Source organism: Mucilaginibacter inviolabilis (assembly GCF_011089895.1).
GTDB classification, from domain to species: Bacteria; Bacteroidota; Bacteroidia; order Sphingobacteriales; family Sphingobacteriaceae; genus Mucilaginibacter; species Mucilaginibacter inviolabilis.
In genome coordinates, this window is sequence record NZ_JAANAT010000001.1 from 3,291,545 (window position 1) to 3,313,025 (window position 21,481).

Here is a 21,481-nt window from a genome sequence, read left to right on the forward strand (position 1 = left end):
TTTTGAGCTTATTAGAAGGTTAGCTTAATGTTAAACCCTAAGTTTCTTGTGTTTGGTAACTGCCCGCCTTCATAAAAAGAAGTTTGCAGTTGCGACGGGTCAACACCTTTAACTTTAGAGTAGATCATCCATGGGTTTTGAGAGGTTATACCAAAATAAGCTGTTTGAAATGGAGTTTTAGCCAACATTTTTTTAGGGAATGTGTAACCTATACTTACTTCCCTTAATTTAACATATGAAGCATCATAAGTCCATTTTTCCCATATTTGGCTGTATACCTGTTCATATAACGACCGTGTTTCTACATAGGTAGTATTAGGAGTACCATCAGCATGTACACCTTGTACCAAGGTACCACCGCCGTCTGCTACAGCGTTACGAACCGGATTACCTTTGGCATTATTACCAACAGTTTCAGCACCCAGGCCTGAACCATTTAAGTTTTGCTCGGTAACTGATACGAACTTACCACCTTTCTGAAAATCAAGAGAAAAAGCAAGCGTAAAGCCTTTATAGTTAAAAGAGTTTGTGAAACCACCGGTATAGCTTGGCAGCATACTACCTAAATTAACATTGTTATTTACAATTGGCATGCCTGTATCGTCAACTATGATATTCCCATTTTTATCGCGGGTAAAACCAGAACCAATTATCTGGCCATAAGAACTGCCAACTACACCATTAACGCCAAAGCTTGGTGAGCCAACAAATCCAAAGCTTTTTGCACCTGCGGTCTGGTTACCGCCAGATATTCCGTAACCGCCTAAACCATCGGGTGTAACTTGTAAACTATTTACACCAGGGTAAATTGAGATAACCTTGTTGCGGTTAAACGCAATGTTAAAATCAGCAGTCCAAATAAAATCTTTTGATTTAACCGGAGTACCGCCCAGACTTATTTCGATACCATGATTTTTGATTTCGCCGGCATTGACTATAGCAGTAGAGTATCCGGAAGTACCATTAACCGGCAATGGTAATATCTGATCTTTAGTATTACGTGTATAATAGTTGAAATCAAACTTAATTCTGTCTTTTATAAAATGCAGCTCTGTACCTATTTCATAAGCAGTAGAAAGGGTTGGTTTCAAGTTTGGGTTTGTCAGGGTATTGGGTACCGTCTGTATCGGATCACCGCCATGAGGAGTTGTACTCAGATCAAAAGTACGGTAAACCTGATATGGCTGAGCATCGGAGCCTGTTTTAGCCGCAGACAGCCTTAACTTACCAAAAGTAAATACATCATTTTTAGGCATCAACTCTGTAAAAACAAATGATCCGGAAGCACCACCATACCAATATGAATTATTGTTTATTGGCAATGTTGAAGAAATATCATTGCGTATGTTCAAATCCAAATATAAAAAGTCCTTATAGCCAAATGAGGTAAATCCATAATAACTGTTTACCCGGCTTAAAGCATTATAACTTAATGCTGTTGGCGCATCAATTGAATTGCCAAGAGTATATAACTCCGGAACGGCTAAACCACCGTTAGTGTTACCACTTGTATACAGATAGCGATCCTGACGGGTTTCGGCATATAAACCAGCTTTTAATGACAAATCACCAAAAATATGATTGTATGCTAAATTCGCTACATAATTATTCTCTTTGTAGGTATACTGACTTTGAGAATAATAGTCGACGTTTACTGTACCCGATCCAACGCGTGAATTATCATCTCTGTTCAAAAGATCCTCTCTTGCAATTATAGAGAATGATAGATCCTTTGTGAATTGATAGGATGCAGTAATGTTTCCATATATCCGGTTGCTATTGGATTTAGAAGTATTGACGTAAGCTTCTGTATAAGGGTTATCCCAATAGTGAGGAGACAAATCATCCGGACTAATTATATTCCAGGCAGTATAGGTTCCATCAGCTCTTTGATACTTTTTTAACTGATCGATTTCAATATCCCTATGAAACCACTGGCTAAATGAACCGGCAGTTTGTGTTCCGTAACCTTCTTGCGGAATATTGTTCGAATTAATTTGCGAGAAGTTAAAGTTAGCGCTTACTGTAAACTTTTTAGTTAACTTCAATTCACCATTCAAACCAACGTTGTTACGTTTTTGATCGCTATTGGGTGTAATACCCGTACGGTCAATATTGGTATAAGATACGCGGAAATTATAATTATCTGCGGCTTTAGAAAATGCAGCATTGGTATTATAAGTAACACCGGTTCTATAAAAATCGCGCACATTATTAGGCTGGGCAACAAATGGTTTTAATTTTCCGTAGTCTGGATTTGTTGGATCCCAAAAATACCAGGGGGCATACAGTGTACCATCAAGTTTGGGACCCCAACTTTCATCAACACCGTAGTTATAATATTTAACCCCATTAAAATTGGCATTTGAAGCCGGAGAAATTCCCGGCTGATAAGTATAGGTATTCCAATTTAAACTTGTACCGCCGCCATATTCATTCTGATATGCTGGTAATTGATATACCTTTTCAAAAGTAGTTGATTGATTAAATGAAACACCAACGCCTTTATCAACACCTTTTTTGAGTGTAATAACCACAGCTCCTTCAGATGCACGCTGGCCATATAATGCTGTTGCTGCCGGACCTTTCAAAACCGTTAATGACTCAATATCGTCATTATTAACAGCATTAGGATCTGTAACAACACCATTCACCACATAAATTGGGTTACCACCTGATAGGGAGTTAACACCACGAATACGGATAGTTGAGGTTCCAAATTTAGCACCAGATCCGCCCAACACCTGCACACCTGCAATTTTACCCGCCAGAGCAGTATTTAAATCGGATTGCTTGGTTACCGTTAAATCATCGCCTTTAACTGCCTGAGCAGCATAACCCAATGATTTTTGTTGGCGTGAGATACCAAGGGCCGTTACAATTACTTCATTTAAGCCATTGCTTGATGATACCAAAACAACATTTAGTTGACTGTTGCTACCCACCGGAACATCCTGGGTGGCATAACCAATAAAACTAAATGATAAAATTGCATTAGGAGGAGCATTTAAGGAAAACTTACCGTTGACACCGGTTTGGGTACCGGCACTTGTTCCTTTTACTTTTACGGTTACGCCAGGCAAGGGTAACCCATCTTCTTTAGCCGTTACTGTACCAGTAATGGTTCGGCTTTGCGCAAAAAGCTGTGTAACAGCCAATAACATACAGCACAAAACGAGGAGTATTCTTTTTTCCATAGAAAAGAAATTAGTTAATAGTTAAGCCGGTAAAACTACTTACGCTGGTCAAAAAAACAAACCAAAAGATGTAACATTTCTTTTACAAACATTTTTTTAACTATAATCAACTATTATTTTCAATAATTGAAAAACAAATTATTTTTTTGTTCGTTCTAACCGTATTACTGATTCATTCAGTTAATAATAAGACAGTTAATTTAGTTAATTAAAAAGGGAGAAAATACGCGAGGTATTTTCTCCCTTTATTTTTATAACTATCAGTTATACAGAGATTAATTCGTAGAAATATAAAACAAGAAAAGGATGGGAAAACCCATCCTTTTCTTGTTTTATTGAAATATACTTTTACTTATTTTGCAACTTTTTTTGCCGGGATCAATGGTAATATAATAACAGCTAAAAAGGCAACAACTTCTAATACAACTAACATAACTTTAATTTTTTTGATTAATATTTAACTCTTTTCTGCATGGCTTGCGGCTAAAAACATGCCATAGCCAAAAAGTTATTCCGATCAAAAAATTGTGTATTTTTTAGATTTTGCTGAAGTTTCCAAAACAATCAAAAAAAGAGCAGACTATTAAATTTTAAAGCTAATTTTCGATAAGAGCTGACAAAAAACTGATTTTCAACAGTAATAATTCTTGATTTATTAAAAAACACTGGTATTTATGCCGGATAAATCTGCCAGAACATCCAAAACCACTTAAAATCAAAAAGTTAAAAATTGGTTTTGCAATTTAATGGCATCGGTCATTAAGCAATGATCAATTTTGCATTTTCTTGTTAAATCAAATCCTGGAATTATCCGAATTCTTTTTCGGTTAGTCATCAGAGTGTAAATATTGTCAATTTGTCAGCAAGCATGACAAGCCACAACCTACTGACAAACAGACATTTAAAATAACCTACAAGTAAGAGCAAATTACACCGTTACCCTCTCAACACTTCCCTGCTGATCACGATCTTTTGTATTTCGGATGTGCCCTCCCCTATGGTACATAGCTTGGCATCACGATAGTATTTTTCTACCGGAAAATCCTTGATATAGCCGTATCCACCAAATATCTGTACAGCTTCATTAGCCGTACGCACTGCTACCTCCGATGCATAATACTTAGCCATAGCCGATTGTTTGGTTACCGGCAGATGCCTGGTTTTCAGGTCGGCCGCCTGCATCACCAAAAGTTCAGCTGCTTCTATTTCAGTAGCCATATCAGCCAGTTTGAAAGATATGCCCTGAAAATTACTGATAGCCTGACCAAACTGTTTACGTTCTTTAGAGTAAGCCACCGCGGCGTCAAACGCTCCTTTGGCAATACCTAAGGATAAGGCAGCTATAGAAATACGCCCGCCATCCAATATGGTCATGGCCTGTTTAAAACCTTCGCCCTGCTTACCCAGTAGATTTTCTTTGGGTACGCGGCAATTATCAAATATAAGCTCGGTTGTTTCCGAGGCACGCATACCCATTTTGTTTTCCTTTTTGCCATGGGTAAAACCTGGCGTACCTTTTTCAATAACAAGGGCCGAGATACCTTTTGAATCACCCTTTTCACCTGTCCGCACCATTACTACGGCCACATTACCCGATTTGCCGTGGGTAATAAAGTTTTTTGAACCATTCACTACATAATGATCACCATCCAATATCGCGGTAGTCGCCATACCCATGGCATCAGATCCGGTATTCGCTTCGGTAAGTCCCCAAGCGCCCAACCATTCGGCAGTGGCCAGTTTGGGCAGCCATTTTTGTTTTTGCTCCTCGTTACCAAAAGCCAGTATATGACCGGTACATAAAGAGTTATGTGCAGCTAATGACAGACCTATCGACCCGCATACCCTGGCTATTTCAGATATCACGGTTACATATTCGGCATAGCCAAAGCCCGAGCCGCCATATTGTTCAGGTACAACAACGCCCATCATACCCAGTTCGCCCATTTGTTTAAATAATTCAAGCGGAAAATGTTGCGCCTCGTCCCATTCGGCCACAAATGGCCTGATATTTTTTTCGGCAAAATCCCTGGCCATCTCACCTACCATTCGCTGGTTATCGCTAATAGAAAAATCAAACCCTACCGGGCTGTCTGTTAATAAAGAATCCATGTTTTATAATTGGTTATTAGCAAAGTAACGGATTAATTATCAAGATAGTTTGCCCCGGATATGGGTCGAAAAGAAGTACAAATTGGTATCTGGTATAAATTATAGGTTTAGTTGAAATAGGGTTATTTTTGAGGCAAAAAGAAAGACAGAAATTATTTTTCAGAATTTAACAAATTATTGCTTTTGCTGATATAACCCGAAGGAAAAGAGGAGTAATATCGAATAATGAATTCTGAATTTCCAATATTGAGATCAAAAGGTCTTCCGAGGTACCCTGCAGAAGCCTCTGAGGGGTTTAAAACAGGACAAATCATGGTTTACACTTTTTCACTACAAATTCAAACAAAATAACTGATTATCAATTATTTAAGTCAATACAAACCATAAAAAGTGTAAACCATGTAAACCCACTTTTTAGCAAAATAGGTCATGTTTATGAATGCATGTAAAAATATATAAGGGCGTTGCCTGCGGCCAGGCTTTACACTCATACTGCACGGGCCTTAAGCACTGGCCGGTACCCGTTTCAATCCTTAACGCAAAGAATGTATCTAAAGCCTATAATGACTTATCCATAGTAAATAAACCTGGAGCCTTCTTTTCGGAGTTTAAAAGCTTAATCACCTTAAATAAGATAAAAATGACTGCTGCCAATGGAAGTAATTCCAATAAGTTAAAAATCTTCCCTAAAAGCTTTTCGGGCAAATGTAAAAAAGGAGATATTATCTTTAACACAATTACCGATAACGATATTATTCCAAACAATCTAAAAGGATAGGCTAATATCGGGTTCCTGATCCTGAAAATGTTGATCAATACATAAGCCCGGATGATGATAACAAAAAGGTAATTAAAATACAGTTCAATCGTGGGATTTGATTGCTTACCCAGTAAAAAGGGCAAAGCAAACCTAATGATATTATATATTAATGCTACAATAAACGCTGTTATTATGGAACTGCTTTCATGAACATATTTTAAAACACCAATCAGATAAGCATAGGTAGTAACTACAGCAATAAACGAAAAAAAGTAAACTGCGTAAAGTACAGACGTATTCACCTGCACTGCATTAACCATGAGCATAAAGTAAGCCAAACCAATTATTAGACAAAACACACTGAGCCCAATAAAACCCCAGGTTGCTTTAATATTTACTTTTATGCTCATGTGACTGGTTTATTTAAATAACTATTGCGAGTAATCAAAAAACTAAATAACAACCACTTATGCACTTAATACTCGGCCAATACCACCAATGTGTCACTGATAGATGCAATCCGTTTGCGGCCCTCTAAAAAGCCCAGCTCAACCACAAACGAGAAACCCGCTATTTCGCAGCCCATTTCTTTGATCAGTTCACTCGCGGCGGTTACTGTACCACCGGTTGCCAGCAAATCGTCATGGATCAATACATGCTGCCCGGGTTCAAAAGCATCGGTATGACATTCGATAATAGCCGTACCATACTCCAGCTTATACGCCTTTTGTTTAATGGTGAAAGGTAATTTACCGGCTTTCCGTATCGGCACGAAGGGTACACCCAATTTGGTAGCGAGTGTAAGTCCGAACAAGAACCCCCGGCTTTCAATTCCGGCTATCACATCTATCCGTTTACCTTTTAATTGCTCAACAAAAGCATTAACAATGCTATCGCACAAAACAGGGTCTTTCAGTATGGGGGTTATATCTTTAAAAACAATTCCGGGTTTCGGAAAATCGGGAATATCACGAATGGCAGACTTTATTTGCTGGGTTATCATTTAAAAAGTAAATATGGTTCAATTTTACGCAAAATTCCGTCATCAAGTATGGCAATATTTTTCATATCGTCAATTGATGCATAATCACCATGCTGATTGTGGTATTCTAATATGGCATTGGCCTGTTTAAAACTTAAATACGGAAAACGCCTGAGTTCATTCAAAGAAGCTGCGTTCACATTCATTCTGGTAATATGTTTGTTATCTACAGTGATACCACCTTTTATCTCGGTATATTTAGCTTCATCAATACCAAACACCTCCTTCAATTGCTCTTTATTATAAAAACCACCAACGCGTTCCCGGTATCTGATAATACGCATAGCAAACGCAGGTCCTATCCCTCTGATGCGGGTTAATTTGGCAGAGTCGGCACTATTCACCTCAATTACTTCACCTGGTGCAGCTTTTTCGGTTCGATGATAGGTATCCGGTATGTTAATATACGGTTCTAATCGCTGATAGTCGGCATCGGTAATGGAGTATATTTTTTTCACATCGGACTTGGTATAAAACCGCCCTCCTTTTTCCTCATAATTTTTGATCACCTTGATCTGACGTTCACTCAAACCTAATTTTTGCCACCCTGCATCAGATAATTCATTGGGATTAAACGTAAAAAGTACTGCATTAGCTATTTTCGATTCATTAGCCCAGGAGCCACTTGTTGAACTTGCTTTTTTACCCTTACTTAGCAGGGCAACGGCTTTGTCAAACTCATTAAAATTTATTATATTATCTTTGCGGATTGTTTGATAAACATAAGGCGCTGCTAAAATCAAGGCTATTAAAATAATAAACACCACCATACCGTTCCACTCTTTTTTGGTTACAGACAGGTAGTTTTTAAAATATGGCTTCATTTATAGCGTTTATCGATTGTTAAAATAAATAAATTTTCAGGATATTTATAAGTTAATTAAAACACCCTTTTTATAAAAAATGAAAGTAATAACCACCGAAGAGTTTGCCAAAGCCACCAAACTGGATAAGTTGAAAATGCCGGGCCTGGCCGCTTTATTGATGGAACTCATGAAAATTAACCAGGTCAATGAACTGTTTGCGCAGGCCCAACCCAAAGAAGGCCCCGATTTTGTTGACGCCATTTTAGAGGGTTGCGGTATTGATATTGAATTTGACGAACGCGAGTTACGCAACATACCCAAAACCGGTGCCTTTGTTGCCATAGCCAATCACCCTTATGGTGGTATTGAGGGCATGGTACTTTTAAAAATATTATGCATGGTAAGGCCCGATGCTAAATTGATGGCCAATTTCCTGCTCAAAAAGATACCTAATCTGAGCGATTATTTTATAGCTGTTAACCCTTTTGAAAATGTAGAGCATTCGTCAAGTATCAGCGGCTTAAAAAACACCTTGGAGCTTTTGAACAACGGTACTCCTATCGGTATTTTTCCGGCAGGCGAAGTATCCACCTTTAAAGTTGAGCAAAAGCAGGTAACTGATCGCCTCTGGCATCCGGTTGTGGGTAAGATAATAGCTAAAGCTAAAGTGCCTGTTGTGCCTATATATTTTCATGGCAATAATGGCTTGCTGTTTAATTTGCTTAGCCTGATACATCCTGCACTTCGTACGGCCAAATTACCATCGGAGTTGTTTAATAAACACGGCCACACTATTAAATTACGCATTGGCAAGCCTATTAATGTAGAGGATATTCCCGATCATAATAATAGCGCTAAACTGCTTAACTTTTTACGCGCCCGTACTTACGCTCTCGGTACCGGACTGGAAGAGGAAAAAAAGCTATTCAGCCCGCGTAACCTGTTTAAAATAAAACGCCTGCCAGAAGCTGTAGCTCCTGAAATCGATTCGGCTATATTAGAGAACGAAATAGCTCCGCTACGTGAAAATTATAGAATATGGACCGAAAAGAACTATGAGGTATTTATTGTACCCACTTCAACCATCCCGAATGTTATACGGGAGATAGGTCGCCTGCGCGAAATTACCTTCAGGGAGGTTGGTGAAGGCACCAACAAGGCTATTGACCTTGATGAATATGATATTTACTACCACCACCTGTTTATCTGGGATGTTGAAGCTAAAATGATCGTGGGCGCTTACCGTATAGGTTTGGGCGACGAGATATTTTATAGCGTTGGCAAAAACGGATTCTATATTACCGAACTGTTCAAACTTAAAACCCAGTTTACACCGGTATTGCGCAAGAGCCTCGAATTAGGCCGCTCATGGATCCGTAAGGAGTACCAGGCTAAGCCTCTCCCACTATTCCTATTGTGGAAAGGTATCCTAAAATTCCTGATCGATAACCCTAGGTACCGCTACCTTATTGGGCCGGTAAGTATCAGTAACTCATTCTCCAAGTTCTCCAAATCGCTTATTGTTGATTACATCAATCGTAACCATTTTGACCATGAGATGGCGCAGTATGTAAAACCACGCAAGAAATTCAAGGTTGATTTTGCCAAAATAGACACCGACCTGCTCATGGCCGGCGAGGATACTTTCAAAGGGCTCGACAACCTGATATCTGAGGTGGAAACCCGCAATATGAAGGTTCCGGTGTTGCTGCGTCAATACATCGCGCTTAATGCTAAGATCATCAGTTTTAATATCGACCCTAAATTTGCCGATTGCCTGGATGGTTTCCTGGTACTCGACCTGGAGAAGGTACCCCAGGATATTTTGGAAAAACTGGGCAAAAATTTATAGTTAATAATGGCTCAAAAAACTTTTTAAACCTTAAATTTTAACACTTTCCTGTTCAAAAACAGGGTAAAAACGTTTGAATTTTGGCCATTTTAACAAAGCTTTAACCCCATTTTAACACTTTTTAACAAATTTTTAATGGGTTTTGAAAGGTTTAAAAAGTATTAAATATTTGGCTATCAAATAACCACATACCAAACGGTCGTTTTTTGATCTCTTTTGTTCTTTAACCAAACAGCCCGGCTCTCCTTTTCAGGAGGCCGGGCTGTTTGCCGATATAAAGATACGAAATTTTTGTCTGAATTTGAATTAGTATTGCCTCAGGGTACCTGTCCGGGAAATTGTTAAAAATTTACAACAGTAGGCGTAGGATTCCAAACCTGGTTTACGCTTGCTTGAAACCCGTTATTATTGCTGTCCGTTCCCCCAAAAAAGTTACCTGTGTAAATTGTTTGCTGATTTTTCTGTATGCTTACGTTTGGGAAATATTGCTGTGCGAGTAAGCGCCCTCCAGCAAAACCTTGTAGCGTAAATGCAACTATCGTAGGTGTACCTAAAGCTATATAATCAAATTTAAAATCGCTTTTCCCAATAGCCGACGCCGGTATATTTATAGTGCGGTCCGGAAGCGCCCCTTGTGTAGCTGCCTTGGAATTGAATATGGAATAACTTCCTACTCCAATGGTTGAAAATGTCATAACAAAACTGGTAGCATTTGCTGGAATGGGATCCTTAATATCTAATTGAATATCTGCTACTATCCGTTCTAATGTAATTGTTTGATTGATATTGCTATCAGTTATGGCTACCGTCACTGTTTTCGCATAAGTATCCTTCCAAATATTTGACGGATAAGATATTACACCTGCAGAAGGACTGGCAACAAGACCTTTCTGACCTGCATAAAACGCTATTACATAAGTACCGGAAAGCAATGAATCCGTAATTGAATTTGTAAAGCTTTTTGTACTGAATGATCTAAAATTTATCAATTTACCACCGGTACCGGACGTATAAACTGCATAGCCAATACTATCAAACATAGCTTTTATAGAGCCCGTATCAGAAACAACACCGTTTGTATTTAACTTGCTGTTATTACTCGCTAAAATTTGTTGTTTAAATCCATCCAACTTAAAACTGACCAGGTATTTTTTATTATTGGCTATTCCGGAACCTTTATCCTTTTTGCAGGAAAACAGTACTATTAGTAAAAGTAATAATATATATGCATTTAAATTTTTCATGTCCTTAACGTTTCAAAAGTTTGAGATATGACTATTCCAGGTGGGATCAAATGAGATATTAAAACCAGTCGATACCACATCACTGGTAAACATTTTACCGGTAAGTAAAGTAATTTTGTTCGACTGGCAGGTAACGTTATTTATTACAATAGGAGAAACAAAAATCGATCTCGGAAAGCGATAGATAGCAACCGTAAATGGCTTTGTTAAATTAAAAAAACGCGTACTTATTTTATAGTTAGCGCTACCTCTTTCTGCCGGCTTAAACGTATGCGAAATTACCCGGGTGAATTCTGTATATCGTGAAAGGTTTGAAACGTAAAGACCCGCATAATCATAATTAAAGCTTACTTTGATGCTATCCACATAGGGGGATATCACATCAGTAGCCTGTATCTGAACCTGTGAGGTAACTCTGTCTAAACTAACCTGCTGGTTAATACCCGCATTGGTAACTGTTATATTAAGTTTTTGATAAAAAACATCTGGAAGGGAAGCTACATCAAAATAATCATTAGATAAACCCAGCCCTGTATTTACAACTGCATTTCCTACAAAAATCACTGTATAAGAACCCGGGCTAAAAAAATCTGAAATATTGCCCAGGTTTGTTGTGGTAGAATCTTGATTTATCCTGTGTATTAATCCGTCATTACTATATACCAGATAACTAAGTGTTTTTACATACTTTTTAAAAGTATCTGCAACACTGTTTGTTTGAAGCTTACTGCTGTTTGTTGCCACTTTTCCAAGATCACCTACGGTAAAGTTAACAGCGAATTTTTGCCCGGAGGAGTCGTTGGTTTTTGAATGGTCTTTTCTGCACGAAGAAAGAAAAAAAGCCCCAATCAGTATTAAAAATAGATAATTTTTCATGTATTAGGCTTGAGGTTAATAACAACTAATGGTATATGATGTAATAGTTTAGGCGATTTAAATCTAACCATTTATTTATTAATAAACAAACGATATACAGCCAGTAAAAGTAAAAAGCTGGATGCGTTTATTTGATATCCAAATGCGCTCTTTGTATTTGAAATTGAATATATTGCGATAAACAACCTTAACCACTCCACATGGATGATAACCAATCCGGCAATCACGCCGAAACCGCGCAACTGAAACAGGTGCTGAGCCTCCCCACCGGAATTTTATTGGTAGCCGGTATCATGATCGGCTCGGGTGTGTTCAAGAAGATTGTTCCCATGTCGGAGGCTTTGCATAGCGAAACGTATATCTTGCTGGCCTGGATCATTGGGGGTGTTATTACCATGTTTGGCGCTTTTACTTATGCTGGCCTGGCTACTATGACCACGCAAACCGGCGGCGTATATGAATATCTGCGATTGATTTACGGCGATTTCATCGCCTTCCTCTTCGGGTGGACGATCTTTACTATTGTTGGCAGTGGGGCTGTGGCAGCTCTCTCTTTCGTTTTCGCGCAATCTGTTAATACCCTTTTGCCCTTGCCCGAGTTTTTATCGTCTTTGAAAAATACAGGTATCGGCAATTCTATTTTCCCCTTTGCCGATTCGGGTATCAAAACGCTGGCGGTTCTTACTATTATAGCCCTCACCTGGGTAAATTATAAGGGCGTAAACAAAGCTGGGGTTTTAAACAACATTGTCACCTCAGCCAAAATACTGGGTATCCTGCTGCTTATTATTGCGGGATTTCTGTATAGTGGGCGCCCGGTAGTAGTAGAAAGCACCGAAGCAATTGAAGCACCTCATGGAGCAGCTTTATTTAGCGGCCTTTTTGGCGCTATGCTCAGTGCACTTTGGGCATACGACGGTTGGGCCAATATCACCTTTGTAACCGGCGAGATCAAAAATCCCAAACGGAACATCCCCCTGGCTATTGTTGGCGGTGTAGGCATCGCCATGATTTTGTACGTATTACTCAATTACGCTTACATGAAAGTTTTACCGGTATCGCAACTGGCCTTATTGGGCAGCAATAAAATAGCTGCTGCCGAAATAGCGGGTATCATCATGGGAAAACCTGGTGTTATTATTATCGCCGTGCTGATCATGACCTGTACCTTTGGGGCCTTAAACGGCTGTATCATTTCGTACCCGCGGGTTTATTTCCGGATGGCACAGGAAAAGGTTTTCTTTAAAAAAGCGGCGCTCATACATCCGGGTTACCGTACCCCGCACATCGCCTTACTTTATTCGGCCATCTGGAGTATTATACTCGTATGCAGCGGCACGTTCGATCAGATCACCAACCTGGTTATTTTTGCCTCTTATGCTTTTTTCGCCCTGGCAACCTGGGGCTTGATCCGGATGAAAATCAAGGGGGTGATCAAATCAAAAGTTATAGGTTACCCCGTGATCCCTGTTATTATCATCTTATTTTGTATCGCACTTACCATCAATACCATCATCACCCAGCCGCTGGCATCAGTGCTCGGTCTACTGCTCATTTTAAGCGGCGCGCCTTTTTATTGGTATTTTAAAAAGAGGGTATAGCACTTAGTCTGAATCAGACAAAACCAAAACACCCTGCCATTTTACCGGCAGGGTGTTTATTTATTGTTTTAGTTGAGTTTTGTTCGGTATTACCAGCTGTAACGTACACCAAACTGCATTTGCCAGCGTGATGCAAACAAGTCAACAGAATATGGCACTCCAGGATCCTGGAATGTATATTTTGGATATGTTGTTGGCACATTGCCAAATGATGGAGTACCAGCTTTTACTGCCGTTAAACCAATGCTTGATGTTGAGTTATAAGTATTAGCCGAGAAATAGTACTGACCCCATTTCTTATTCAACAAGTTGGTTAGGTTGATGATGTCATAAGTAAAGGTGATCATCTGTTTGTGTTTACCATTACCAAATTTAAAGTCTTGCGTAAAACGGAAGTCCAATTGGTTATTCCATGGCGTAAACGCAGCATTACGTTGTGTAAAATCACCACGACGTGTTGAAAGATAGCTATTTTTATCAATAAAGGCATCAAACGCTGCTGCTTGTTGAGCTGCGGTTTGTCCACCAACTATATCAGAGAAGAAATTCACGGTTTCACCACGTTTAGGGATATAAGCTAAACTTAATTGTTGACCGGTTCCGTCGATAGAGTTTGGATAGAAGCCATAAGTGTAAGGATTACCAGACTGAGCACTGAAGAAGAAACTAAAGTTTGCGGTATAATTCTGGGTTGCATCCCAATCATGTCTGAAATTGATGTTCGACACGATACGATTACGAATATCAAAGTTTGAGTTGGCCAGACCTGGGTTGTTAGGATTTAATGCCTGGTTCAATTGCCAGTTTGACTCCATTGAGTTACGAATACCGTTGGTTACATCTTTAGAGTGACCATAAGTATAAGCAACGGATACGTTTAATGCACTGGTTGGAGCAAACTGCGTATTTTTAGCTACCTGGGCGGTTGCGCTGTAACGGTAACCCTGGCTGGTGTTTGATAACAAATAAGCATTAGTATATAATGGGTTAATACCTTTGTTTACAAATATTGGCTGTTGATGTTGTGTATCATACGGATAATAAGCAACCTGATCGGTAGTATTTACCTGTTGAAACTTCAAGTCATGAATAACCTTGGTATAAATACCTTCAGCTGTGAATTTCCATTGATCTGGCGTGGTGTAATCAACAGCTAAACTGCTTCTCCACACTTGTGGCATTTTAAAGTTATTATCAATCAAATCCACTTGTGTAGCACCACCGGGAGCAAAGGTTGGAGGTTTTGGCACACCTGCAGCAGGTGATTTGTTATCATAAGCACCATAAGTATTACCGTTATTATAAAACGCATAACCAAACCATGCAAACGGAACACGACCAGTAAAGAATCCGCTACCACCGCGTAAAACTACACTTTGGTCGCCGTTGATGTCATAATTAAATGCTGCACGTGGGTTCCACTCTATGTTACCAAGATAGTTTTGTTTAATATCTTTAGGCTTAGTATAGGTAAAGGTATTACCATAGTTGGGGTCAACCGGAGCGTTTGTTGTTTTATCACTCAATGGTTGTTTGTTTGGAACACCGGCGTAATCGGCACGTAAGGCTATGGTTAATTTGAAATTATCAGTTAACTGAATTTCGTCCTGTCCGTATAAACTCAGCAAGTTAACTTTAAACTGAGCTGATGGATTAGCTAAAATATAATCACGGCTGTTATTGGTATAATTACCATTATAACGTACGCGGCTAGGCTGCGCAGCAAGGAAATTATCGATACTGCTATAAGCGGTACGACCATTCCATGAATTTACGAAGTTATAAGTGATATTATAAAACTCATTGTGTGTACCAAAAGTGAAAGTGTGTTTACCTTTTGTCCAGGTTAAGTTATCGGTAAACTCAGCAGTTTTCTGGTGCATATCAAAAATAGCGGCCTCACGATCGGTACCCATAAATATAGTAGTACCAGGAGTACGGCCAGTGATTTCGATCTGAGGTAATGATGGATCTGAGTTAGGATCACGATAATCATGTACGTTTGAATAACCTAATACCAAGCTATTGCTCACACTGTTTGAAAATCTTGATTTTAACTCGGCTACAGTTGAAGTAGAGTTATTGTGCGAAGTATAGTCGATACCACTAAAGCGGAAGTTTTGCTGATCGCGCTCTAAGTTGGTTGCTTTTGAAATAATGGTATTGTTACGAACGGTTAACTGGTTGTTATCATTGATATTCCAATCCAAACGGTTAAAGAACTTGTTTGAGTTGGAGAAAATGGAAGTATTACCATAAGTACCTGGATCCTGACCATAATAGTTCTTAAATGCAGCAGTTAAGTTCTGGGCATCCTGTAAGCTTAATATCTTTGCCGAACCAGCAGTTCCTGCTGCAGCAATAACCGGATCCTGTCTGCGGGCAATTTCTTCGTTAGTAAAGAAGAATAATTTATTTTTAATAATTGGGAAACCTATACGGATACCTGTTTGATAATCATGGAAAGTTGATGGTAGTTTTGAGCCATCACCACCAGAAGCAGCAGCGGCGTTATTAGGACCTACCATAAACGCACCACGGCCAAATCCGTAAACCGAACCGGTAAAATCATTGGTACCACTACGTGTTACAGCGTTGATACTACCACCCAGTACGTTACCAATTTTAATATCATAAGGAGCAACCAGTACCTGGATATCCTGTATCGCATCTAACGATACCGGGCTGGTACGGGTACTGCTACCTACTTGTCCTGAAGCATTGTTCTGACCACCTAATGATGGGCTAAAACCAATCGCATCGTTATTGATAGCACCATCCAGCGTTACGTTATTATAACGGTAGTTGGTACCCTGAAATGAGTTATTATTACTTTGAGGTGTGTTCCTGGTCAAATCCTGTAAGCTGCGGTTAATAGAAGGTGCTGTACGGATTTGGTTTTGGCTGATACGTGTGCTTGCACCTGTTCTGGTGCCACCTGCTGTACCTCTAACCTTTACTTCCTTTAAGGTAGTTGTTTCGTCGGCCAGCGCAAAGTTAAATGTAGTAGTTCCCAGACTTAAAGTAATGTTTGTTCTTTCGTCTTTTTTAAACCCTACAAAAGAGGCCGAAATAGTATAAGGGCCACCTGGGTTTACGTTAGCGATAGTGAAACGACCATCAGAGTTAGTTTGCGCGCCGTAACGTGTTCCTGTACTGGTGTTCAGTGCAGTTACAGTTACGCCAGGCAGGGTAATCCCCTTTTGGTCAGTAACTTTTCCGCTTATTAATGAGGTTGTAATTTGCGCTTTGGCAACGTTAGCAATTCCAATAATAAGCACTGATAAAAAGATAAAGTAAAGCTTTTTCATGTGTGTTTATTTAAAACACAAAGGTTCGGCTACAATATTAACAGCATGTTAAGAAGAGATTATTTTTAACCCCAATTGTTAACATTAAGTGAAAATGGATAATTAATACTTAAGCGATAATCTTTTAAGTATAAGGTGCAGTAAATAAATAGGGCCAATGAGCAGAAACTTAACATCATCTAAAAATGACGGCTTTTTACCTTCAATTTTATGCCCTATAAATTGCCCTATCCAAGATATGAAGAAGATGATTAATGAAACCAGCCATAGCGCCGGGCCACCTGCCTGGTGCCAGTGTTCTATTTGAATGATACCATAACTAAAGCCAAATAATATCAGCAACATAATGTACGATAGTACCGGCGAAAGTTTCAGATAATAATAAATGCTGAAGGCAATTAAAAAGGAGGCCCAGTTAAACACACCATTATAACTACCCAGAAATTTTAAGTATGGAAAGGGAATAGACCAAACCAAACCCAGCAAACTGAATACGATAAGCGGTATACAGATAAAATGTATGGCCTCGTTGGTTTTATTATGATGGCTTTCGGCGTACTTGGCAAAATAAACATCCACCAGCCGAATGTTGTCAGCACCGCCGGTACCCTGTTGTGGTGTATTTGATATATTGGATGAGGCCATAATTTAATCTAATATATGGAGAAAAGAATCAAGAATCAAGCCCACAGCTAAGCAGGCACAACTCTCCTGAACACAAAAAATATAACAACGTGTATAATGGAGCAGATCAAAAAGCCGAGGGAACTAGTTCTATCCCTAAATAAAATTTTAAATCTAAGATTATTGTTTTTAGATAGATGATTTGAAAGCTTTGGGGCTTTTCTATTGCATTTCCAATAAAATTAAAGCATCTTGTCGGTTCAATTAAGGTTTGCCATTGCAAACCAATAAACCATTACCCTATCCAATTATTTTTATTTTTTCAGTTTATGAGTAAAACGCCTCAGTATCTAGAATCTAAAAACCATTATGAAATCCTGGACGGGCTGCGCGGTGTAGCCTCTCTTATAGTAGTAGCCTTTCATATTTTAGAAACCTACTCCGGCGATCGTTTCCATCAGATCATTAATCATGGCTATTTAGCCGTTGACTTCTTTTTCCTGTTATCAGGTTTTGTGGTGGCTTATGCCTATGACGACCGTTGGGAAAAGATGACCCAATGGGATTTTTATAAACGCAGACTTATTCGTTTGCAGCCTATGGTTATTATAGGCACGCTTATCGGGGCTGCATTATTTTACTTTCAGGCCTCGCCCGTGTTCCCACTAATTAGTACAACTCCTATTTGGCAAATGCTGCTGGTTATGCTGATTGGTTTTACAGTGCTTCCCATACCCGTATCCATGGATATTCGCGGCTGGCAGGAAATGCATCCGCTTGACGGCCCTGCCTGGTCATTATTCTTTGAATATGTTGCTAACATTCTTTATGCTCTTTTTATTCGTAAGTTTTCTAAAAAATTGCTTACTGTGTTTGTAGTGCTATCTGCCCTGCTCCTTATCCATTTTTTAATAATGGGTTCGCAAGGTGATGTTATCGGGGGCTGGAGCCTGAATGCGCCTCAGCTTCATATAGGCTTTGCCCGTTTGCTATATCCGTTTTTTGCAGGCATATTGCTTTGCCGCATGGGCAAACTGATCCATATTAAAAGCGCATTCGCGGTGAGTAGCTTGCTCATTATCATTGTTCTATCTATTCCAAGAATAGGCGGCAGCGAGCATCTTTGGATGAATGGCTTGTATGAATCGTTCAGCATTATTATTCTTTTCCCGCTAATTGTTTCAATTGGTGCAGGCGGAAAAATAACTGGGAAATTTGCGATGAAAGCGTGCAAGTTTTTTGGGGATATTTCATACCCCCTTTATATTACCCATTACCCGTTGATTTATCTGTATACCGGTTGGGTAGTAAAGAATAAGGTACCGGCGAGTCAAGGTTTTGGGTATGGGTTATTACTATTTGTTGGCAGTATAGCTATAGCTTACGCATCCCTTAAACTTTATGACGAACCTGTTCGCGAGTGGCTCAAAAAACGTTTCCTGTCGAAACGGGCTTAATCCTGGTTAAAGAAATTAATGCCACCTGTTCAAGTGCGTCTGTTTACACAAACGAATAGCTAAATCCTAAATAGGTAAGAAGGATATTTTAATCTCCCGGGGAGCGGAATATTTTTTTAGAAAAAAGCCCTCCCCCTGAGAAGGAGAGGGCTTGAATGGGTTTCTTATTTAGCAAACGCTACCGAACGGGTTTCCCTGATCACGGTAACTTTGATCTGACCTGGGTAAGTCATTTCAGTTTGGATACGATTGGAGATATCTGCTGCCAGTACTTCAGACTGGGCATCAGTTATCTTCTCGCTTTCAACCACTACCCGCAATTCGCGGCCGGCCTGTATAGCGAAAGTTTTTTCGACACCTGGATAAGAAAGAGCTAATTCTTCCAACTCTTTTAAACGTTTGATGTAGCTTTCAACTACCTCACGACGTGCTCCCGGACGTGCGCCGGATATAGCATCACAAGCCTGGATGATGGGTGATAACATCGAGGTCATCTCAATTTCGTCGTGGTGGGCGCCTATAGCGTTGCAAACTTCTGGGTGTTCTTTATATTTTTCGGCCAGCTGCATACCCAAAATAGCGTGTGGCAGCTCTGGATTATCATCGGGTACTTTACCAATATCATGTAACAAGCCGGCACGTTTGGCCATTTTCACATTCAGGCCCAACTCGGCAGCCATAGTAGCGCAGAAGTTGGCTACCTCGCGGGAGTGCTGCAGCAGGTTTTGCCCGTATGATGAACGGTAACGCATACGGCCAACCATACGGATCAGCTCCGGATGTAAACCATGTATGCCCAGGTCGATCACTGTGCGCTCGCCTATTTCTACTATTTCTTCTTCAATTTGTTTTTTGGTTTTGGCCACCACCTCTTCAATACGAGCAGGGTGTATACGACCATCCGTTACCAGACGGTGCATAGCCAAACGGGCAATTTCGCGCCTTACCGGATCAAAGCCTGATAAGATGATAGCCTCAGGAGTATCGTCAACGATGATCTCGATACCGGTTGCAGCTTCCAATGCGCGGATGTTTCTACCCTCGCGACCGATGATACGACCCTTAATTTCGTCGTTCTCGATATTAAATATCGAAACGGTATTTTCAATAGCGCTTTCGGTAGCGGTACGCTGTATGGTTTGAATAACTATCTTTTTAGCTTCTTTGGTAGCAGTGAGCTTGGCCTCGTCAACAATGTCCTTGATCTGGATCATAGCTTTTGTGCGAGCCTCTTCGCGCAGGGTATCTACCAACTGGTTACGGGCATCATCGGCAGACAAGCCGGCAATGGTTTCCAGTTGTTGCACGTGTGAATTTTTCAGCACTTCAACCTCTTCTTGTTTTTTAACAACAATTTCTGTTTGTTTCTCCAGGTTTTTGCGGGTATTGTCTAACTCGCTTTCTTTACGGTTCATGTTTTCCAGGCGCTGGTTTAATGATTGCTCCTTTTGTTTCACACCGTTTTCGCGCTGATTGATCGCGTTGTTTTTATTATTTACTTCCTGCTCGTGCTCAGCCTTCATTTGTAAAAACTTTTCTTTGGCTTCCAGCAGTTTATTTTTCTTCAATATCTCGGCATTGTTTTCAGCATCCTTCAGTATCTTTTTTACTTTATTTTGGGCCGATGCCTCCTGGTCTTTAAAAAGCTTCCGTAGCAGGAAGCGACCGATAACTATGCCCAGGCCAACGCCAAGCAATAGTCCGATTATTCCGTATAGTAATATGTCCATCTTCTTTTTTAGGGTGTAAGGTTATATATATAAATAAAAAAACCGCAACTAATTTTTAAGTATCATGTATTTAAAAACTTCATTTCGGATATTGGGGATCATGGTTACGTTAATATAAATAGTAACGCATGCCTCTTTGATCCGCTTAATATTGAAGCGTTAAGTTTTTAATAGTGAAACCTAAAATTTAACTGCGGTTAAATCTTAATTGTGCTCTTTATGTTATGTAAGAACGTTAATTACTTTGAGAAAAATTCAGACAGCAAATGATCCAGCTGATAAACCTTTTCGGCAATATCGGTATCTTCAACGGTAACTTTCTTCTCGGCTTTTAATGATGATGTAGCATAATGCAACACCGCCATCGAAAGCAAATCCTGCTTATCCCTTACCGCGTAGTTTTCCTGATATTCCTTTATCCGGTCATTGATCAGTTTAGCCGCCCTGCGTATTATTTCTTCTTCTTCCATGTTTACCTTTAAGGGGTAAACTCTGTCAGCAATATTTATTTTTATTGAGATTTCTCCCATTGAGCTTTTCACTTTTTGTACTATTTCTTCAATAATACAATACACTTATCTATTTCCTGCACAAAGTCGTTAATTTTTTGCTTTATATCAAGACTTTTTTCATTTGTTTCTGAAAATGATTTGGCAAGCTTCAATACACGAAGCTTTTCTTCCAGCTCCTTTGTCTTATTTTTGCTGGCATCCAGGGCTACGGTCAAAGCCTCGCTTTCCAGTTTTAACAGATCGTTTTCCTCCTGTAAAGCAGCACAAAGCTCAATTAACCTTTCGGTTTTGTCTACAATTTTATTTAACTGTTCTGCTACAGAAGGCATCTTTTTTATTTAGTAAATTATTGAATTA

Annotated in this window: 15 protein-coding genes; 3 read left to right on the top strand and 12 right to left on the bottom strand. The window is 39.5% G+C overall.

What is annotated here, in order from left to right; genetic code table 11:
• Positions 1-11: 11 nt before the first annotated feature.
• From G7092_RS13505 to G7092_RS13525, 5 genes are all read right to left on the bottom strand, one after another.
• Complete coding sequence (locus tag G7092_RS13505; RefSeq protein ID WP_166090122.1) at positions 12-3,197, bottom strand: SusC/RagA family TonB-linked outer membrane protein; 3,186 nt, start codon at positions 3,195-3,197, stop codon at positions 12-14.
• Between the two features lie 936 nt (positions 3,198-4,133).
• Positions 4,134-5,309, bottom strand: coding sequence for an acyl-CoA dehydrogenase (locus G7092_RS13510; RefSeq protein ID WP_166090124.1), 1,176 nt, complete (start codon positions 5,307-5,309; stop codon positions 4,134-4,136).
• A gap of 558 nt (positions 5,310-5,867) precedes the next feature.
• Complete coding sequence (locus G7092_RS13515) at positions 5,868-6,479, bottom strand: hypothetical protein (protein ID WP_166090127.1); 612 nt, start codon at positions 6,477-6,479, stop codon at positions 5,868-5,870.
• Positions 6,480-6,544: 65 nt separating this feature from the next.
• Positions 6,545-7,072, bottom strand: a complete 528-nt coding sequence (locus G7092_RS13520) for an adenine phosphoribosyltransferase (protein ID WP_166090129.1) — start codon at positions 7,070-7,072, stop codon at positions 6,545-6,547.
• Entirely contained in the window at positions 7,069-7,935 is an 867-nt protein-coding gene (locus G7092_RS13525) for a ComEA family DNA-binding protein (RefSeq protein WP_166090130.1), read from the bottom strand. Before G7092_RS13525 ends, G7092_RS13520 begins: the two co-directional genes overlap by 4 nt.
• A 79-nt stretch (positions 7,936-8,014) precedes the next feature.
• On the opposite strand from G7092_RS13525, the gene G7092_RS13530 reads away from it, so the two are divergent.
• Positions 8,015-9,769 carry a bifunctional lysophospholipid acyltransferase family protein/GNAT family N-acetyltransferase gene (locus G7092_RS13530; RefSeq protein ID WP_166090132.1) on the top strand — a complete coding sequence of 585 codons (1,755 nt, stop codon included), beginning with the start codon at positions 8,015-8,017 and terminating at the stop codon, positions 9,767-9,769.
• A gap of 341 nt (positions 9,770-10,110) precedes the next feature.
• Here the strand turns inward: G7092_RS13530 and G7092_RS13535 are convergent, their stop codons facing one another.
• Both G7092_RS13535 and G7092_RS13540 read right to left on the bottom strand, forming a co-directional pair.
• Entirely contained in the window at positions 10,111-11,013 is a 903-nt protein-coding gene (locus G7092_RS13535; protein ID WP_166090134.1) for a hypothetical protein, read from the bottom strand.
• Positions 11,014-11,025: 12 nt separating this feature from the next.
• Positions 11,026-11,889 carry a hypothetical protein gene (locus tag G7092_RS13540; protein ID WP_166090136.1) on the bottom strand — a complete coding sequence of 288 codons (864 nt, stop codon included), beginning with the start codon at positions 11,887-11,889 and terminating at the stop codon, positions 11,026-11,028.
• Between the two features lie 200 nt (positions 11,890-12,089).
• Between G7092_RS13540 and G7092_RS13545 the strand changes: the two genes are divergently transcribed.
• Positions 12,090-13,490: an APC family permease gene (locus G7092_RS13545; RefSeq protein ID WP_166090139.1), complete on the top strand. Its 1,401-nt coding sequence runs from the start codon at positions 12,090-12,092 to the stop codon at positions 13,488-13,490.
• Between the two features lie 89 nt (positions 13,491-13,579).
• Here the strand turns inward: G7092_RS13545 and G7092_RS13550 are convergent, their stop codons facing one another.
• A complete protein-coding gene (locus tag G7092_RS13550; RefSeq protein WP_166090141.1) occupies positions 13,580-16,801 on the bottom strand; it encodes a TonB-dependent receptor in 3,222 nt (1,073 codons plus the stop codon).
• Positions 16,802-16,903: 102 nt separating this feature from the next.
• A complete protein-coding gene (locus G7092_RS13555) occupies positions 16,904-17,446 on the bottom strand; it encodes an Mpo1 family 2-hydroxy fatty acid dioxygenase (protein ID WP_166090143.1) in 543 nt (180 codons plus the stop codon).
• Between the two features lie 308 nt (positions 17,447-17,754).
• Here G7092_RS13555 and G7092_RS13560 point away from each other — a divergent pair, with 308 nt between their 5' ends.
• Entirely contained in the window at positions 17,755-18,882 is a 1,128-nt protein-coding gene (locus G7092_RS13560) for an acyltransferase family protein (protein WP_166090145.1), read from the top strand.
• Positions 18,883-19,046: 164 nt separating this feature from the next.
• On the opposite strand, the gene rny is transcribed toward G7092_RS13560, so the two are convergent.
• From rny to G7092_RS13575, 3 genes are all read right to left on the bottom strand, one after another.
• Entirely contained in the window at positions 19,047-20,612 is a 1,566-nt protein-coding gene (rny, locus tag G7092_RS13565; protein WP_166090147.1) for a ribonuclease Y, read from the bottom strand.
• Positions 20,613-20,851: 239 nt separating this feature from the next.
• Positions 20,852-21,142: a cell division protein ZapA gene (locus G7092_RS13570; RefSeq protein WP_090473157.1), complete on the bottom strand. Its 291-nt coding sequence runs from the start codon at positions 21,140-21,142 to the stop codon at positions 20,852-20,854.
• Positions 21,143-21,162: 20 nt separating this feature from the next.
• Entirely contained in the window at positions 21,163-21,453 is a 291-nt protein-coding gene (locus G7092_RS13575) for a hypothetical protein (protein ID WP_076374860.1), read from the bottom strand.
• Positions 21,454-21,481 lie beyond the last annotated feature (28 nt).